Annotated in this window: 12 protein-coding genes; 1 reads left to right on the top strand and 11 read right to left on the bottom strand. The window is 71.3% G+C overall.

Translation table 11 applies throughout. The features are described 5' to 3' along the window. Nucleotides 1-233 precede the first annotated feature (233 nt). Nucleotides 234-1,016: a 6-phosphogluconolactonase gene (pgl, locus tag ACQKM2_RS39675; protein ID WP_427718803.1), complete on the top strand. Its 783-nt coding sequence runs from the start codon at nucleotides 234-236 to the stop codon at nucleotides 1,014-1,016. Nucleotides 1,017-1,079: 63 nt separating this feature from the next. Here pgl and pgi read toward each other — a convergent pair whose 3' ends face one another. The 11 genes from pgi to uvrC form a co-directional block, all read right to left on the bottom strand. Then, on the bottom strand, nucleotides 1,080-2,735 hold the full coding sequence (gene pgi / locus ACQKM2_RS39670) for a glucose-6-phosphate isomerase (protein WP_427718810.1): 1,656 nt from the start codon (nucleotides 2,733-2,735) through the stop codon (nucleotides 1,080-1,082). A gap of 172 nt (nucleotides 2,736-2,907) precedes the next feature. Beyond that, entirely contained in the window at nucleotides 2,908-3,243 is a 336-nt protein-coding gene (locus ACQKM2_RS39665; protein WP_007263454.1) for an RNA polymerase-binding protein RbpA, read from the bottom strand. Between the two features lie 178 nt (nucleotides 3,244-3,421). Then, nucleotides 3,422-3,655 (bottom strand): preprotein translocase subunit SecG, encoded by a 234-nt coding sequence (gene secG / locus ACQKM2_RS39660; RefSeq protein WP_125594341.1) that lies wholly within the window; start codon nucleotides 3,653-3,655, stop codon nucleotides 3,422-3,424. Between the two features lie 114 nt (nucleotides 3,656-3,769). Further along, entirely contained in the window at nucleotides 3,770-4,555 is a 786-nt protein-coding gene (tpiA, locus tag ACQKM2_RS39655; RefSeq protein ID WP_427718801.1) for a triose-phosphate isomerase, read from the bottom strand. Between the two features lie 6 nt (nucleotides 4,556-4,561). Next, the gene (locus tag ACQKM2_RS39650) at nucleotides 4,562-5,773 is read right to left on the bottom strand and encodes a phosphoglycerate kinase (RefSeq protein ID WP_427718799.1); all 1,212 of its coding nucleotides are present in this window, start codon (nucleotides 5,771-5,773) and stop codon (nucleotides 4,562-4,564) included. A gap of 141 nt (nucleotides 5,774-5,914) precedes the next feature. Then, nucleotides 5,915-6,919, bottom strand: coding sequence for a type I glyceraldehyde-3-phosphate dehydrogenase (gene gap / locus ACQKM2_RS39645; RefSeq protein WP_427718797.1), 1,005 nt, complete (start codon nucleotides 6,917-6,919; stop codon nucleotides 5,915-5,917). A 232-nt stretch (nucleotides 6,920-7,151) separates the two neighbouring features. After that, nucleotides 7,152-10,130, bottom strand: coding sequence for a M14 family zinc carboxypeptidase (locus tag ACQKM2_RS39640; RefSeq protein WP_427718795.1), 2,979 nt, complete (start codon nucleotides 10,128-10,130; stop codon nucleotides 7,152-7,154). A gap of 150 nt (nucleotides 10,131-10,280) precedes the next feature. Next, nucleotides 10,281-11,276, bottom strand: a complete 996-nt coding sequence (gene whiA, locus ACQKM2_RS39635; RefSeq protein WP_030237199.1) for a DNA-binding protein WhiA — start codon at nucleotides 11,274-11,276, stop codon at nucleotides 10,281-10,283. Then, complete coding sequence (locus ACQKM2_RS39630; RefSeq protein ID WP_427718792.1) at nucleotides 11,267-12,331, bottom strand: gluconeogenesis factor YvcK family protein; 1,065 nt, start codon at nucleotides 12,329-12,331, stop codon at nucleotides 11,267-11,269. Before ACQKM2_RS39630 ends, whiA begins: the two co-directional genes overlap by 10 nt. Then, nucleotides 12,328-13,287 (bottom strand): RNase adapter RapZ, encoded by a 960-nt coding sequence (rapZ, locus tag ACQKM2_RS39625; RefSeq protein WP_427718806.1) that lies wholly within the window; start codon nucleotides 13,285-13,287, stop codon nucleotides 12,328-12,330. The genes ACQKM2_RS39630 and rapZ overlap by 4 nt, the downstream gene beginning before the upstream one ends. 32 nt (nucleotides 13,288-13,319) lie before the next feature. Next, nucleotides 13,320-15,323: an excinuclease ABC subunit UvrC gene (uvrC, locus tag ACQKM2_RS39620; protein WP_427718790.1), complete on the bottom strand. Its 2,004-nt coding sequence runs from the start codon at nucleotides 15,321-15,323 to the stop codon at nucleotides 13,320-13,322. Between the last annotated feature and the right edge of the window lie 152 nt (nucleotides 15,324-15,475).

Genomic DNA, 15,475 nt, shown 5'->3' with positions numbered 1-15,475 from the left:
TACCCCCCCTACCCCGGTCCCCGGGGGCTCCGCCCCCCAGACCCCCGCGCCTCAAACGCCGGCGGGGCTATGAATGGAGCCCGTACGGGGTCCGGGGCGGAGCCCCGGTTTCGGGAAGGGGCGGGGTGGGGAACGGCTCCGCGCAGCGGCACCCCCCGCACCCCCCGGAGCACCCCGCAGGGGGCCGGCGGGGCAATCACCCGGAACTACCAAGAAGGCGGCAGCACATGGGTATGACGACTCCCCAGGTCGTCGTCCACCGGGACAAGGAGCTGATGGCCCAGGCCGCAGCGGCCCGGCTCATCACGAAGATCGTGGACGCGCAGGCCGCCCGCGGCAGCGCCTCGATCGTCCTGACCGGCGGCCGCAACGGCAACGGCCTGCTCGCGGCCCTCGCCGCCGCCCCCGCGCGGGACGCGGTCGACTGGTCCCGGATCGACCTCTGGTGGGGCGACGAGCGCTACGTCCCCGCCGACGACCCCGACCGCAACCACGTGCAGGCCCGCGAGGCGCTGCTGGACGCCGTCCCGGTGGACCCGGCGCGCGTGCACGCGATGCCCGCCTCCGACGGCCCGTACGGCGACGACGTGGACGCCGCGGCGGCCGCGTACGCCGCCGAGCTGGCGAAGGCCGCCGGGCCCGAGGACCACGGCCCGGTCCCCACGTTCGACGTGCTGATGCTGGGCGTGGGCCCGGACACCCACGTGGCGTCCCTGTTCCCCGAGCACCCGGCGGCCCGTGAGACCGAGCGCACGGTCGTCGGCGTCCACGGCGCCCCGAAGCCGCCGCCGACGCGCGTCTCGCTCACCCTCCCGGCGATCCGCGCGGCCCGCGAGGTCTGGCTGCTGGCGGCCGGCGAGGACAAGGCCGGAGCGGTCGCCATCGCCCTCGGCGGCGCCGGCGGGGTCCAGGCCCCGGCCGCGGCCGTCCACGGCCGCAGCCGCACCCTGTGGCTGCTGGACCGCGCGGCGGCGGCCAAGCTGCCCGCCGGGCTGTACCCCCCGGCCTCCGCCTGAGCGAAGGCCGAGCGCAGGGGCCCCGCACCGGACAGGATCCGGTGCGGGGCCCTTGCGCATGGGTCAGCTGCGCCCGCGCAGCTCCCGGTAGGTGGCCACCAGCGCCCGCGTCGACGGGTCGAGGCTCTCCACGTGCGAGCCCTCGGTCAGCGCCGGCTCCACCCGCTTGGCGAGGACCTTGCCGAGTTCGACGCCCCACTGGTCGAAGGAGTCGATGTTCCACACCGCGCCCTGGACGAACACCTTGTGCTCGTAGAGGGCGATGAGCTGGCCCAGCACCGACGGGGTCAGCTCACCCGCGAGGATCGTCGTCGTCGGGTGGTTCCCCTGGAAGGTCTTGTGCGGGACGAGCGCCTCGGCGACGCCCTCCGCGCGGACCTCCTCGGCGGTCTTGCCGAAGGCCAGGGCCTGCGTCTGGGCGAAGAAGTTCGCCATCAGCAGGTCGTGCTGGGCCGCCAGCGCCGGCGACAGCTCCGCCACCGGGCGGGCGAAGCCGATGAAGTCCGCCGGGATCACCTTGGTGCCCTGGTGGATCAGCTGGTAGTAGGCGTGCTGTCCGTTGGTGCCGGGCGTGCCCCACACCACCGGGCCGGTCTGCCAGTCCACCGGATTGCCGTCCCGGTCCACGGACTTGCCGTTCGACTCCATGTCGAGCTGCTGCAAGTACGCGGTGAAACGGGAGAGGTAGTGGCTGTACGGGAGCACCGCGTGCGACTGCGCGTCGAAGAAGGCCCCGTACCAGATGCCCAACAGGCCGAGCAGGAAGGGGGCGTTGGCCTCCATCGGCGCGGTGCGGAAGTGCTCGTCCATGGCGTGGAAGCCGCCGAGCAGCTCGCGGAAGGAGTCCGGTCCGATGGCGATCATCAGGGAGAGGCCGATGGCGGAGTCGAAGGAGTAGCGGCCGCCGACCCAGTCCCAGAAGCCGAACATGTTGGCCGGGTCGATGCCGAACTCGGTGACCTTCTCGGCGTTGGTGGACAGGGCCACGAAGTGCCGTGCCACTGCGGCCTGCTCGCCGCCCAGCCCCGCGAGCAGCCATTCCCGCGCCGAGGTGGCGTTGGTGATGGTCTCGATGGTGGTGAAGGTCTTCGAGGCGATGATGAACAGGGTCTCCGCCGGGTCGAGCCCGCGCACGGCCTCGTGGAGGTCGGCGCCGTCCACGTTGGAGACGAACTTCAGGGTGAGGTCGCGGTCGGTGAAGGCGCGCAGCGCCTCGTAGGCCATGGCGGGGCCGAGGTCGGAGCCGCCGATGCCGATGTTGACCACGTTCCTGATGCGCTTGCCGGTGAACCCGGTCCACTGCCCCGACCTGACCTGGGCGGAGAAGGCCGCCATCTTGTCGAGGACCTCGTGCACACCGGGGACGACGTTCTCGCCGTCGACCTCGACGACGGCCTCCCGGGGGGCGCGCAGCGCGGTGTGCAGGACCGCGCGGTCCTCCGTCACGTTGATCTTCTCGCCGCGGAACATGGCGTCCCGCAGCTCCGCCACGCCGGTGGCGGACGCCAGTTCGCGCAGCAGCCCGAGCGTCTCGTCGGTCACGAGGTGCTTCGAGTAGTCGATGTGCAGGTCCCCGACCCGCAGCGTGTAGCCGGTGCCCCGGTCCGGGTCCGACTCGAACAGCTCCCGCAGATGCGTCTGCCCCAGCTCTTCCCGGTGCTTGCCGAGTGCGTGCCACTCGGGCGTCCGGTTGAGCCTCGTACGGCTGTCTGCGTTCATCTCGGACATCAACCCACTTCTTCCGTCCTGTTGTGCCCCGCCAGCGTCCAACCTAAGGGATCGGAACGGGGACAACGCACACAAAGGGGCCCGGCCCGCGGGATTCGTTCTCCCACGGGCCGGGCCCTGAGTCGCTCTTGAGCCCGGCGCCGTCCGGCTCGGACGGACCGGCTCAGATCTCGCCGCGGAGCTTGGCGAGGGCCTCGGCGAGGATGGCCTCGCCGTCGGCGTCGGTGCGGCGCTCGCGGACGTACGCGAGGTGCGTCTTGTACGGCTCCGTGCGCGGCGGTGCGGGCGGGTTGTCCCGGTCCTGGCCGGCCGGGAACCCGCAGCGCGGGCAGTCCCAGGTGTCCGGCACCTGCGCGTCGCTGGCGAAGCTGGGCTGCGTCTCGTGCCCGTTCGAGCACCAGAAGGAGATGCGCAGGCGCGGCGCGGATTCACCGCGCTCGGCCTCGCCCATCGGCCCGGCTCCGACCCGACTTCCACGAATCGCGTTGCCACTTGCCACGGTCGTAACTCCCTGCGTGATGGTGCCGCGGAGCGTGCGGGATGTCCGCTGCGGGCGCCCCAGTCTACGTAAGGCCCAACGCACGTCCAGCAACCGGAGTTACTCGCTCCAGGGGCGGACGCAGGTCCTCATGATAGGCCGGGCGCTGCCGGCGGGACGGCCCGAATGGCCAGAACCGTCAGGAGCCGTTGGACTTCATGAGCAGGCCGAGCGCGACGATGCAGGCGAACCACAGCAGGCCGACGACGACCGTGATGCGGTCGAGGTTGCGCTCGGCCACGGAGGAGCCGCCGACCGAGGACTGCATGCCGCCGCCGAACATGTCGGAAAGGCCGCCACCCTTGCCCTTGTGCATCAGCACGAGCAGCATCAGCAGAGCACTGAAGACGATCAGGGCGACCGAGAACCCCATAACCACGGCTGATTCCTACTTTCTGGGCTTGCTGGGAGGAAGCGGGGGCCGTCTGCCGCGCGCACGCGGCCCCCGGCCCCCGCAAGGGTACGACGGATCGGCCCTACCGCATACTCACTGGTCGCGGAAGCGGACGATCTTGACGAACTCGTCCACGTCCAGCGCCGCGCCGCCGATCAGGGCGCCGTCCACGTCGGGCTGGGCCATGATCGCGGCGATGTTGCCGGCCTTGACCGAGCCGCCGTACTGGATGCGGACCTTGTCGGCCAGCTCCTGGGAGTACAGCTCCGCGAGGCGGCCGCGGATCGCACCGCAGACCTCCTGCGCGTCCTCGGGGGTGGCGACCTCGCCGGTGCCGATCGCCCAGACCGGCTCGTACGCGATCACGATGGACTCGGCCTGCTCGGCCGGGAGGTCCGCCAGGCCGCCGTCGACCTGGGCCAGGGTGTGCGAGACCTGGTTGCCGGCCTTGCGGACGTCCAGGCCCTCGCCGACGCAGAGGATCGGGGTGATCCCGTTGCGGTAGGCGGCCTTGACCTTGGCGTTGCAGACCTCGTCGGTCTCGGCGTGGTACTGGCGGCGCTCGCTGTGGCCGACGGCGACGAAGGTGCAGCTCAGCTTCGACAGCATCGGGCCGGAGATCTCGCCGGTGTAGGCGCCGGAGTCCTGCGCCGAGATGTCCTGGGCGCCGTACTTGATCTTCAGCTTGTCGCCGTCGACCAGGGTCTGCACGGAGCGCAGGTCGGTGAAGGGCGGGAGCACCGCGACCTCGACGGCGTCGTAGTCCTTGTCGGCGAGGGCGAAGGCGAGCTTCTGGACGTGGGCGATGGCCTCGAGGTGGTTGAGGTTCATCTTCCAGTTGCCCGCCATCAGCGGGGTGCGGCCGTTGGCAGTGGTCATAGGGGTTCAGCCCTCCAGGGCGGCGAGGCCGGGGAGCGTCTTGCCCTCGAGGTATTCGAGGCTGGCGCCACCACCGGTGGAAATGTGACCGAAGGCGTTCTCGTCGAAGCCGAGGATGCGGACCGCGGCGGCGCTGTCGCCACCGCCGACCACGGTGAAGGCCTGGCTGTCGACGAGGGCCTGCGCGATGGCGGTGGTACCGCCCGCGTAGTCGGGGTGCTCGAAGACGCCGACCGGGCCGTTCCAGAAGACGGTCTCGGCGTCGGTGATCTTCGAAGCGTACAGCTCACGGGTCTTGGGGCCGATGTCCAGGCCCTCCTTGTCCGCGGGGATCTTGTCCGCGTCCACGGTGTCGGGGTTCGCCGGGGCCTTGGTCTTCAGGTCCGGGAAGTCGGCGGAGACCAGGACGTCGACGGGGAGGACCAGCTCGACGCCGGTCTTCTCGGCGCGCTCCATGTACTCCGTGACCTTGGGCAGCTGGTCTTCCTGGAGCAGGGAGACGCCGACCTCGTGGCCCTTGGCCTTGAGGAAGGTGTAGGCCATGCCGCCGCCGATGAGGATGCGGTCGGCCTTGCCGAGGAGCTCGTCGATGACGGCGAGCTTGTCGGAGACCTTGGCGCCGCCGAGGACGACGACGTAGGGGCGCTTGACGTCGGCGGTCAGCTTCTTCAGGACGCCGACCTCGGTGGCGATGAGGTAGCCGGCCGCGTGCGGGAGGCGCGCGGGCAGGTCGAAGACCGAGGCGTGCTTGCGGTGGACGGCGCCGAAGCCGTCGCCGACGTAGACGTCGGCCAGCTCGGCGAGCTGGTCCGCGAAGGCGCCGCGCTCGGCGTCGTCCTTCGAGGTCTCGCCCGCGTTGAAGCGCAGGTTCTCGATGACCGCGACCCGGCCGTCGGCGAGGGCCGCGACGGTCTCCTTGGCGGAGGCGCCGACGGTGTCGGTGGCGAAGGCCACCTCCGTGCCGAGCAGCTCGCCGAGCCGCTTGGCGGCCGGGGCCAGCGAGAACGCCGGGTCCGGGGCGCCCTTGGGGCGGCCCAGGTGCGAGGCGACGACCACACGGGCGCCGGCCTCGGCGAGCTTCGCGATGGTCGGCTGGACGGCGCGGATGCGGCCGTCGTCGGTGATCTCACCGTTCGCCAGCGGAACGTTGAGGTCCGCGCGGACGAAGACCCGCTTGCCGGCGACGCCCTCGGCGAGCAGTTCGTCGATCGTCTTCATGTGTTTCCTACTCCTTGGGAGACCTTCGCCCGGTGGGCGAAGAGGGGAGGGCCAGGCAAGCAACAGGGCCCGAACGGCGCCTCATCGCGCCGAGCGGACCCTGTGCTCACACCGTGTTGCCTATTGCCTTGCCCTACGTTCTTAGAGCTGACCGCCGACGAAGGTGGTCAGGTCGACGAGTCGGTTGGAGTAGCCCCACTCGTTGTCGTACCAGCCGACGACCTTGACCTGCTTGCCCTGGACCATGGTCAGGGAGGAGTCGAAGGTGCAGGAGGCCGGCCAGTTCACGATGTCGGAGGAGACGATCGCGTCCTCGGTGTAGTCGAGGATGCCCTTGAGCTGGCCCTCCGCGGCCTTCTGGAAGGCGGCGTTGATCTCGTCCTTGGTGACCTCGCGGTCGAGCTCCAGGACGAGGTCGGTGACCGAGCCGGTCGGGACCGGGACGCGCATGGCGATGCCGTCGAGCTTGCCCTTGAGCTGCGGCAGGACCAGCGCGGTGGCCTTGGCGGCACCGGTGGAGGTCGGGATGATGTTCTCGGCGGCGGCGCGGGCGCGGCGCAGGTCCGAGTGCGGGAAGTCCAGGATGCGCTGGTCGTTGGTGTAGGCGTGGACCGTCGTCATCATGCCCTTGACGATGCCGAAGTTCTCGTCGAGGACCTTGGCCATCGGCGCCACGCAGTTGGTGGTGCAGGAGGCGTTGGAGATGACGTGGTGGTTGGCCGCGTCGTACTTGTCCTGGTTGACGCCCATCACGATGGTGATGTCCTCGTCCTTGGCCGGGGCCGAGATGAGGACCTTCTTCGCGCCGGCCGCAAGGTGCTTGGCGGCGTCGGCCTTCTTCGTGAAGATGCCGGTGGACTCGATGACGATGTCGGCACCCAGCTCGCCCCAGGGGAGGTTCGCGGGGTCGCGCTCGGCGAAGGTCTTGAAGGTGTTGCCGCCGACGGTGATGGTGTCGTCGGTGTGGGAGACCTCGGCCTTGAGGCGGCCCAGAATGGTGTCGTACTTGAGCAGGTGCACCAGGGTGGCGTTGTCCGTCAGGTCGTTGACACCGACGATCTCGATGTCCGCTCCCTGCTCGAGAAGAGCCCGGAAGTAGTTACGGCCAATTCGGCCAAAACCATTGATGCCTACGCGGATCGTCACGAACCGATCTCCTCGTTGGTGCGCCGGCCTGTCCCGCCGGCGAGCTGTATGGGATGTCCCCGACCGCTTACGACCCTACCTCTCTGTGAGCTTTTGAGTGACATCGGTCGGAGCCTGACACTCCCCGCTCTGCGCGGGGGACATGCCCGGGGCCCTGTACCAATGGACGCGGCACGGGACCTCGGGGACTTTGGTCCCCGTCACCGAGAGTGAACGGGGACCGGGTCGTGGATCAGCGGTCCAGGGACCTGAGCGCCTTGCCGAGCACCGCGGCGCGGTCGGCCGGGGCCGTGACGTGCTCCAGCCCGAAGCCGAGGAGCACCGTGTCACGCGTAGTGACAGCCGCGTACGACTTGAACAGCTCTCCGGTCCTGGACCAATCTCCCGGAACGTCGGGACTTCCGGCGGGCGCCGGCTGCGCGGTCCACGTTCCGAGGGAGGTCTCGAAGCCCTCGGCGGGCTGGTCGGCACCGCCGACGGACAGCCGCGCCTCGTCGGCGAAGACGCCCCGGCCGCCCGAGGCGGGGTCGGTGATGTAGGCGAGGGAGACCTCCACCGTCTTGCCGGCGTAGGCGCTCAGGTCGAAGGCGACCTGCTTCCAGCCGCCGGAGGAGCCGGTGAAGCTGTTCCACGCTCCGCTGCTGCCGGACGCGGTGCAGCCGCCGGCGGCGAGGGTCAGGTAGCGGCGCAGGAACGGGTGGCCGTTGACGAGGAATCCGGCCTCGCACTCCGCCGGGACTGTGGCGGAGCTCAGCCCTCCCGCGTCCGGGAGTGTGGTCCAGTCGTCCCCGCCGGCCGTACGGGCCTCCAGGACGGCGTGGTCGTAGCCCTCCTCGGTGTTCCAGTTGAGGGCCAGCTTCAGCTTGGGCTGGTCGGCGGCGGTGACCTTGGTGAGGTCGATGGTGCGCGTGAGGCGCTTCCAGTCGTCGTCGTCATGGGTCGCCGACGCCATCCCGGTGCCCGCGTAGGGGGCGTACGGGTTCGTCACCCCGGCGTACTGGCCCGCCTGGGCGCTCTTGAACTGCGGGAACTGCGCCGCCGGAAGGGCGTCGGAGGTGACGGTGTAGGCGCCGGGGGCGTTCAGCGGGTTGCCGGCCGCGTCGCCGAGGGCGCCCTTGGCGCCGGCCAGGCTGCCCGCGCCGGCGAAGCCGGTCGGGCCCTTGACCGGGGCGCGGCCGTAGGCGCCGAGGTAGTACTGGCTGAAGTCGTCGGTGAGGGCGCGGCCGACCTGGGCCCGGCCGCCGGCCAGTTCACCGGCCTCGACGAGCTTGCCGCCCTCGTTGAGGAAGTCGCGGACCGCCAGCTGGGTGGGGCCGCCGGGGGCGCCGGCGCCGGTGTAGTGGACGGCCGTGCGGAAGTGGGAGAGCACGCCGAGGTGGTGCGGGACGCCCTGGGCGGCCACGTCCCACACGGCGGCCGACTTCCCGTTGGCCCGCAGCGCGTCCACGTAGCTCTGGGCGTGCTGGGCCTTGGCACCCTCCTCGGCGATCACCAGGACGTCCGCGCGCGGCCGCTCGGCCACGGTGTACGTGAAGTGCTCGCTGGAGACCTTCTTGTCGGAGCGGTCGCGGCCGGTGAACCAGACCTCGACCTTGTCCCCGGGCCTGGCGCCGTCCACCTTGCCCCGGTACTCGTCGAACCAGTTGTTGTCATCGCCGCCGTAGACGTCCCCGCCCTTCCAGGCCTTGAGCCCGTCGTCGTGCGTACGGCCGCCGTTGATGCGGAAGTTGAGCTGCTTGTCCCCCAGCGCCTTGCGGGCGGTGACGGCGACCGTCTGGTCCTCGCCCTTGGCGACGTAGGAGGTGGTGAAGGGGTCGAGGGTGAAGTCGGCGGCGCTCAGGCCGACGGCGGAGGAGGGCCGGTCGGGGTGTGCGGCGCTCTCGCCGACGCTCAGCGCGAAGGGGACGTTCTTGGCGAACTCCTGCTGGATCAGCTTCTCGTCGTCGGGGAAGTTGAACCCGGAGGCGCAGTCCTCGGGCTTCCAGGCGTCGTTCGGGTCGATCGCGGACGCCGTCTGGCAGGTGGTCATCTCCGGCGTGAACATCATGACGCCGTTGACGTTGGCCGCGTGGCCGTCCGCCTCGCCGTTCGTCGTGTACAGCTCGGAGGAGAGCTGCGGGTAGTAGCCGGGCACGGCGGGGTTCTCGGGGGTGCCGGCCAGCGCCTTGTAGGCGACGTCGTCGGGGGTGGGGGTGGCGACCTGCCAGCCCACGCCGTAGAGGATCAGCTCGGACGCCGAGTGGTAGTTGATCGCGTACTCGAAGCCGATGCGCTTCTCGAAGCCGTCGAGGGCGGTGGTCTCGGGCTCGGACTGCGCCTTGGGGCCGCGGAAGGTCTCACTGGAGGGGCTCGGGGAGGAACCCTCGTTGTCGTAGCCCCACTTGTGGGCGAAGTTGCGGTTCAGGTCGACGCCGTCCACCGCGGTGATCTTGCCGTCCCCGTTGTTGTCGCGGAGGTTCTTGCGCCACAGCCGGGTGCTGTCGGAGGTGAACGTGTAGTCGTAGCCGTCGGGGTTGGCGGAGAGCAGGAACCACAGCTCGGTGGAGTCCACCAGCTTGGTGATCCGCGGGTCCTTGCCGTAGTTGTCGAGGGTGTGGTGCATCAGCCGCCGGGTCATCTCGGGGGTGATCCACTCCCGGGCGTGCTGGTTGGACATGTAGAGCACGGACGGCTTGTCGCCGTCCTTCGTCCGCTTGGCGTCCTTGGTGACCTTGAGGGCGAGGATGTCCTTGCCCTGGACGCTCTTGCCGATGGAGACGACCTTGGTGAGCGCCGGGTTCTCCCCGGCGGTCCGCAGGATCTCCTCCTGGAGGCCGCCCTTGCCGCTGTACGGGCGGAAGACGCCGTCCCCGGCGGCCTTGGCGCGGGCCAGGCCCTGGGCGGGGACCTTGCGCTCGGCGAGCTTGACCCCCTGGGCGGTGAGCTGCCCGGCCTGCTCCCCGGTGAGGAAGAGCTCGACGCGGGCGGTGCCCGTCTCCGGGGCGCGCTCGGAGAGCTCGTGGGCGTCCTGGCCGGCGGCCAGGACGAGCGGGACCTGCTCGCGGGTGATGTCGGCGTCGTAGACCCGTACCTCGTCGGCCCCGGACGCCGTGCCGGACGCGGGCTTGGCCTGGGCCTGGGCGTGGGCGTGGGCCGCGGCGGGTACCGCGGCCAGTGTGGTTCCGAAGACGAGTGCGCTTGCGGCGAGGATCGAACTCGCGCGGTGCCTCATGTGCCCCCCTGGGCGTCGTCTGCCACGAAAGCTTCGGACGCAAGGCTCACGATCTGATGATGCACATGTCAACGGGACAAACGGGAACGGAACGGGCCCGCACGCGGGTGGGCGTGCGGGCCCGTCGGGAGCGTTCCGGGGAACCGCGGGTCAGCCGGCCATGTTGTCGGCCAGCTCCTCGCTGAGGTCCAGGTTCGACTCGGTGCCCGGGATGCCGAGGTCCTGGGCCCGCTTGTCGGCCATCGCCAGCAGGCGGCGGATCCGGCCGGCGACGGCGTCCTTGGTCAGCGGCGGGTCGGCGAGCGCGCCCAGCTCCTCCAGGGAGGCCTGCTTGTGCTCCATGCGCAGCCGGCCGGCCGCGGCGAGGTGCTCGGGGACCTCCTCGCCGAGGATCTCCAGCGCGCGCTGGACCCGGGCGCCGGCGGCCACCGCGGCCCGTGCCGAGCGGCGCAGGTTGGCGTCGTCGAAGTTGGCGAGGCGGTTGGCGGTGGCGCGGACCTCGCGCCGCATCCGCCGCTCCTCCCAGGCGAGCACCGACTCGTGGGCGCCGAGGCGGGTCAGCAGGGCGCCGATCGCGTCGCCGTCGCGGACCACGACCCGGTCCACGCCGCGCACCTCGCGCGCCTTGGCGGCGATGGAGAGCCTGCGGGCGGCGCCCACCAGGGCCAGGGCCGCCTCCGGGCCGGGGCAGGTGACCTCCAGGGAGGAGGAGCGTCCCGGTTCGGTGAGGGAGCCGTGGGCCAGGAAGGCACCGCGCCAGGCCGCCTCCGCGTCACAGGTGGCGCCGGAGACCACCTGCGGGGGAAGACCCCGGATGGGGCGGCCGCGGCCGTCCACGAGGCCCGTCTGGCGTGCGAGCTGGTCCCCGCCCGCGACGACGCGCACGACGAAGCGGCTGCCGCGGCGCAGCCCGCCCGGGGCCATGACCACCAGGTCGGAGGAGTGGCCGAAGATCTCCAGGATGTCCTTGCGCAGCCGCCGGGCCGCGATCCCGGTGTCCAGCTCCGCCTCGATGACGATGCGGCCGCTCACCAGGTGCAGGCCGCCCGCGAACCGCAGGATCGCCGAGACCTCCGCCTTCCTGCAGCAGGTCCGGGTGACGGGGAGGCGTGAGATCTCATCCTTCACCGCGGGCGTCATCGCCATGGGCCGATCCTTCCATGCATCCGAAAAATACGGTCGTACGCGGCGGCCAGCAGCTCCGGATCGTGCTTCGGAGAGCCGTCCTGCCTGGCCACGGGAGCCAGCTCGACCGCGGCACCGAACCGTTTCGCGGCATCGGCGAGGGACTCGCGGTCGGGCACGGCGGCCTCGTCGGCCAGCACCACGTCCAGGGCGAGTTTAGGGGCGTGTCGGGCCAAAACCTCCAAATGACGCTGCGGAGAGAAGCCCTCGGTTTCACCGGGCTGCGGCGCCAGGTTCAGCGACAGGACCCGCCGGGCCTTGGTCTGCACCAGCGCGTCCAGCAGCTCCGGCACCAGCAGGTGCGGGATCACGGAGGAGAACCAGGACCCCGGGCCCAGCACCACCCAGTCGGCGTCGAGCACGGCGGCGACGGCTTCCGGCACGGCCGGCGGGTCCGGCGGCACGACCTGTACGGAGAGCACCTCGCCGGGGGTGAGGGCCACGGTGGCCTGCCCCCGGACGGTGTCGACCTCGTCCGGGCGGGCCGGGTCGTGCCCCCTGACCAGGGCCTGCAGCTCCAGCGGCACCGCCGACATCGGCAGCACCCGGCCCTGCGCGCCCAGCAGCTTCCCGACCAGGTCGAGGGCCTGGACGGGGTCGCCGAGCTGCTCCCACAGGGCGACGATCAGCAGGTTGCCGACCGCGTGCCCGTGCAGGTCGCCCTCGGACTGGAAGCGGTGCTGGATGACCCGGGCCCAGGTCTGGCCCCAGTCGTCGTCGCCGCACAGCGCCGCGAGCGCCTTGCGCAGGTCGCCCGGCGGCAGCACGCTCAGCTCCTCGCGGAGCCGTCCGCTGGAGCCGCCGTCGTCCGCGACGGTGACCACGGCGGTGAGCTCGCCGGTGATCCGGCGCAGCGCGGCGAGGGAGGCCGACAGGCCCATGCCGCCGCCGAGGGCGACGACCTTGGGCGCGGCCACCTTCGACGCCGCGCGGCGGCCGGCGCGGCCCGCGCCCTCCTCACCCCGTCCGGGGGTGAGGCGGCGCAGGCGTCGCAGCCGCAGGGTGCGTCCGGTCACTCGCGCCCCATGTCCCGGTGGACGACGACGGTCTCGACTCCCTCGGAGGCGAGGCGGGCGGCGAGCTTCTCGGACATGGCCACGCTGCGGTGCTTGCCGCCGGTGCAGCCGACGGCGATGGTCACGTACCGCTTGCCCTCGCGGCGGTAGCCGGCGGCGATGAGCTGGAGCAGCTCGGTGTAGCGGTCGAGGAACTCCTTGGCGCCGGGCTGGCTGAAGACGTAGCCCGACACCTCCTCGTTGAGCCCGGTGAAGGGGCGCAGCTCCGGGACCCAGTGCGGGTTGGGGATGAAGCGGCAGTCGACGACGAGGTCGGCGTCGACGGGCAGGCCGTACTTGAAGCCGAAGGACATCACGGTGGCCCGCAGCTCGGGCTCCTCGTCGCCCGCGAACTGGGCGTCCATCTTGGCGCGCAGCTCGTGCACGTTCAGGCTGGAGGTGTCGATGACCAGGTCGGCGTCACCGCGCAGCTCGCGCAGCAGGTCGCGCTCGGCCGCGATGCCGTCGACGATGCGGCCGTCGCCCTGGAGGGGGTGCGGGCGGCGGACCGACTCGAAGCGGCGGACCAGCGCGTCGTCGGAGGACTCCAGGAAGACGATGCGCCGGGTGACCCCGCGGGCCTCCAGGTCGGAGAGGGACTCGCGCAGGGCGTCGAAGAACTGGCGGCCGCGGACGTCGACGACGACGGCGATCCGCGCCACGTTGCCCTGCGAGCGGGCGCCGAGCTCCACCATGGTGGGGATCAGCGCGGGCGGGAGGTTGTCGACGACGAACCAGCCGAGGTCCTCCAGACACTTGGCCGCCGTACTGCGGCCGGCTCCGGACATCCCGGAGATGATCACCAGCTCGGGGATGGCGGCCTCGGCGCTGTCGCCGGGCTCCACGGTCGTGCCCGTACTCACCTGTGCTCCGTCTCGGTCGTGCTCGTTCGTGTGCTCGGTCGTCTGCTCGGTCATCTGTGCGGTCGTCTGTGCGGTCTCGTGCTGGGTCATGGCGCGGTCCCCCGTTCGGACGATGTCTCCGCAGGTGCGGAGGCCTCGTCCTCAATGATCTCTCCTGTCGCCGTGTTGACGGCAGGACCGGCGGGAACCGCCCCGGCGAGGGCGGCGGCCACGGTCTCCGCCGTCTTCCGGCCTATGCCCGGGACCTCGCAGATCTGGTCGATTGTCGCCTGTCTCAGCTTCTTCACCGAACCGAAGTGCTTCAGCAGGGCCACCTTGCGGCTCTCGCCGAGGCCCGGGACCTCGTCCAGCGGGCCCGCCTTCAGGCGCTTTCCGCGCTTGTTGCGCTGGTACTGGATGGCGAAGCGGTGGGCTTCGTCACGTACCCGCTGGAGCAGGTAGAGGCCCTCGCTGGTGCGGGGCAGCACGACGGGGTCGTCCTCGCCGGGCAGCCAGACCTCCTCCAGCCGCTTGGCGAGCCCGCACACGGCCACGTCGTCGATGCCGAGCTCCTCCAGGGCCCGCTTGGCGGCCGCCACCTGGGGCTGCCCGCCGTCGACGACGACGAGCTGCGGCGGGTACGCGAAGCGCTTGGGGCGTCCGTCGTCCTCGGGGGCCTCCCCGTCCTCCGCGTCCCATTCGCCCGTCTTCAGCTTCTCCTGGAGGTAGCGGCGGAAGCGCCGGGAGACGACCTCGTGCATGGAGCGGACGTCGTCCTGCCCCTCGAAGGTCTTGACCTGGAACCGGCGGTACTCGCTCTTCCTGGCGAGCCCGTCCTCGAAGACGACCATGGACGCCACGACGTCGTCGCCCTGGAGGTGGGAGATGTCGAAGCACTCGATGCGCAGCGGCGCGCCGTCCAGCTCCAGGGCCTCGGCGATCTCCTCCAGGGCCCGGGAGCGGGTGGTGAGGTCGCTGGCGCGCTTGGTCTTGTGCAGGGCGAGGGACTGCTGGGCGTTGCGGTGGACGGTCTCCATCAGCGCCTTCTTGTCCCCGCGCTGCGGGATGCGCAGGCTGACGCCGGACCCGCGCCGATCGGCGAGCCACTGGCCGAGGGCGGGCGCGTCCTCGGGCAGCGCCGGTACGAGCACCTCCTTGGGGACGGCCTCGCCCTTCTCCTCCCCGTACAGCTGCTGGAGGGCGTGCTCGACGAGCCCGGCGGTGTCGACGGCCTCGACCTTGTCGGTGACCCAGCCGCGCTGGCCGCGGACCCGGCCGCCGCGGACGTGGAAGATCTGCACGGCCGCCTCCAGCTCGTCCTCGGCGACCGCGATGAGGTCGGCGTCGGTGGCGTCGGCGAGGACGACGGCGTTCTTCTCCATCGCGCGGCGCAGGGCGCCTATGTCGTCGCGCAGCCGGGCGGCCTTCTCGTACTCCATCTCCTCGGCGGCCTCGTGCATCTGCTTCTCCAGCCGGGAGAGGTAGGTGCCGGTGCGGCCCGCCATGAAGTCGCAGAAGTCCTCGGCGAGTTCCCGGTGCTCCTCGGGGGTGACCCGGCCGACGCAGGGCGCGGAGCACTTGCCGATGTAGCCGAGCAGGCAGGGGCGGCCGATCTGCGCGGACCGCTTGAACACCCCGGCGGAGCAGGTGCGCACCGGGAAGACGCGGAGCATCAGGTCGACGGTCTCGCGGATCGCCCAGGCGTGCCCGTACGGGCCGAAGTAGCGCACGCCCTTCTTCTTGGGCCCGCGCATGACCTGGACGCGGGGGTACTCCTCGTTCATCGTCACGGCGAGGGAGGGGTAGCTCTTGTCGTCCCGGTACTTGACGTTGAACCGGGGGTCGAACTCCTTGATCCAGGAGTATTCGAGCTGGAGCGCCTCGACCTCGGTGGACACGACGGTCCACTCGACGGAGGCGGCCGTGGTGACCATGGTCGCGGTACGGGGGTGCAGGCCGGCGATGTCCTGGAAGTAGTTCGCCAGGCGCTGGCGCAGGCTCTTGGCCTTCCCGACGTAGATCACCCGGCGGTGTTCATCGCGGAACTTGTAGACCCCCGGGGAGTCGGGGACCTGCCCGGGCTCGGGACGGTAGCTGGAAGGGTCGGCCATGCCAACCACCCTACTGGCGGGGGCCGACAACCCCCGGCACCCCGGGGCCGTACTCGGCCCCGGCGGCAAATCCAGCCCCGCCGGCACCCTCCAGCCCCGCCGGCGTTTGAGGCGCGGGGGTCTGGGGGCGGAGCCCCCTGGGGGCACCTCCC

The organism is Streptomyces sp. NPDC004126, from assembly GCF_050275515.1.
GTDB lineage: Bacteria > Actinomycetota > Actinomycetes > Streptomycetales > Streptomycetaceae > Streptomyces.
Note: the sequence above shows the minus strand (reverse complement) of the source record. Positions and strands in the feature narration are given on the sequence as shown.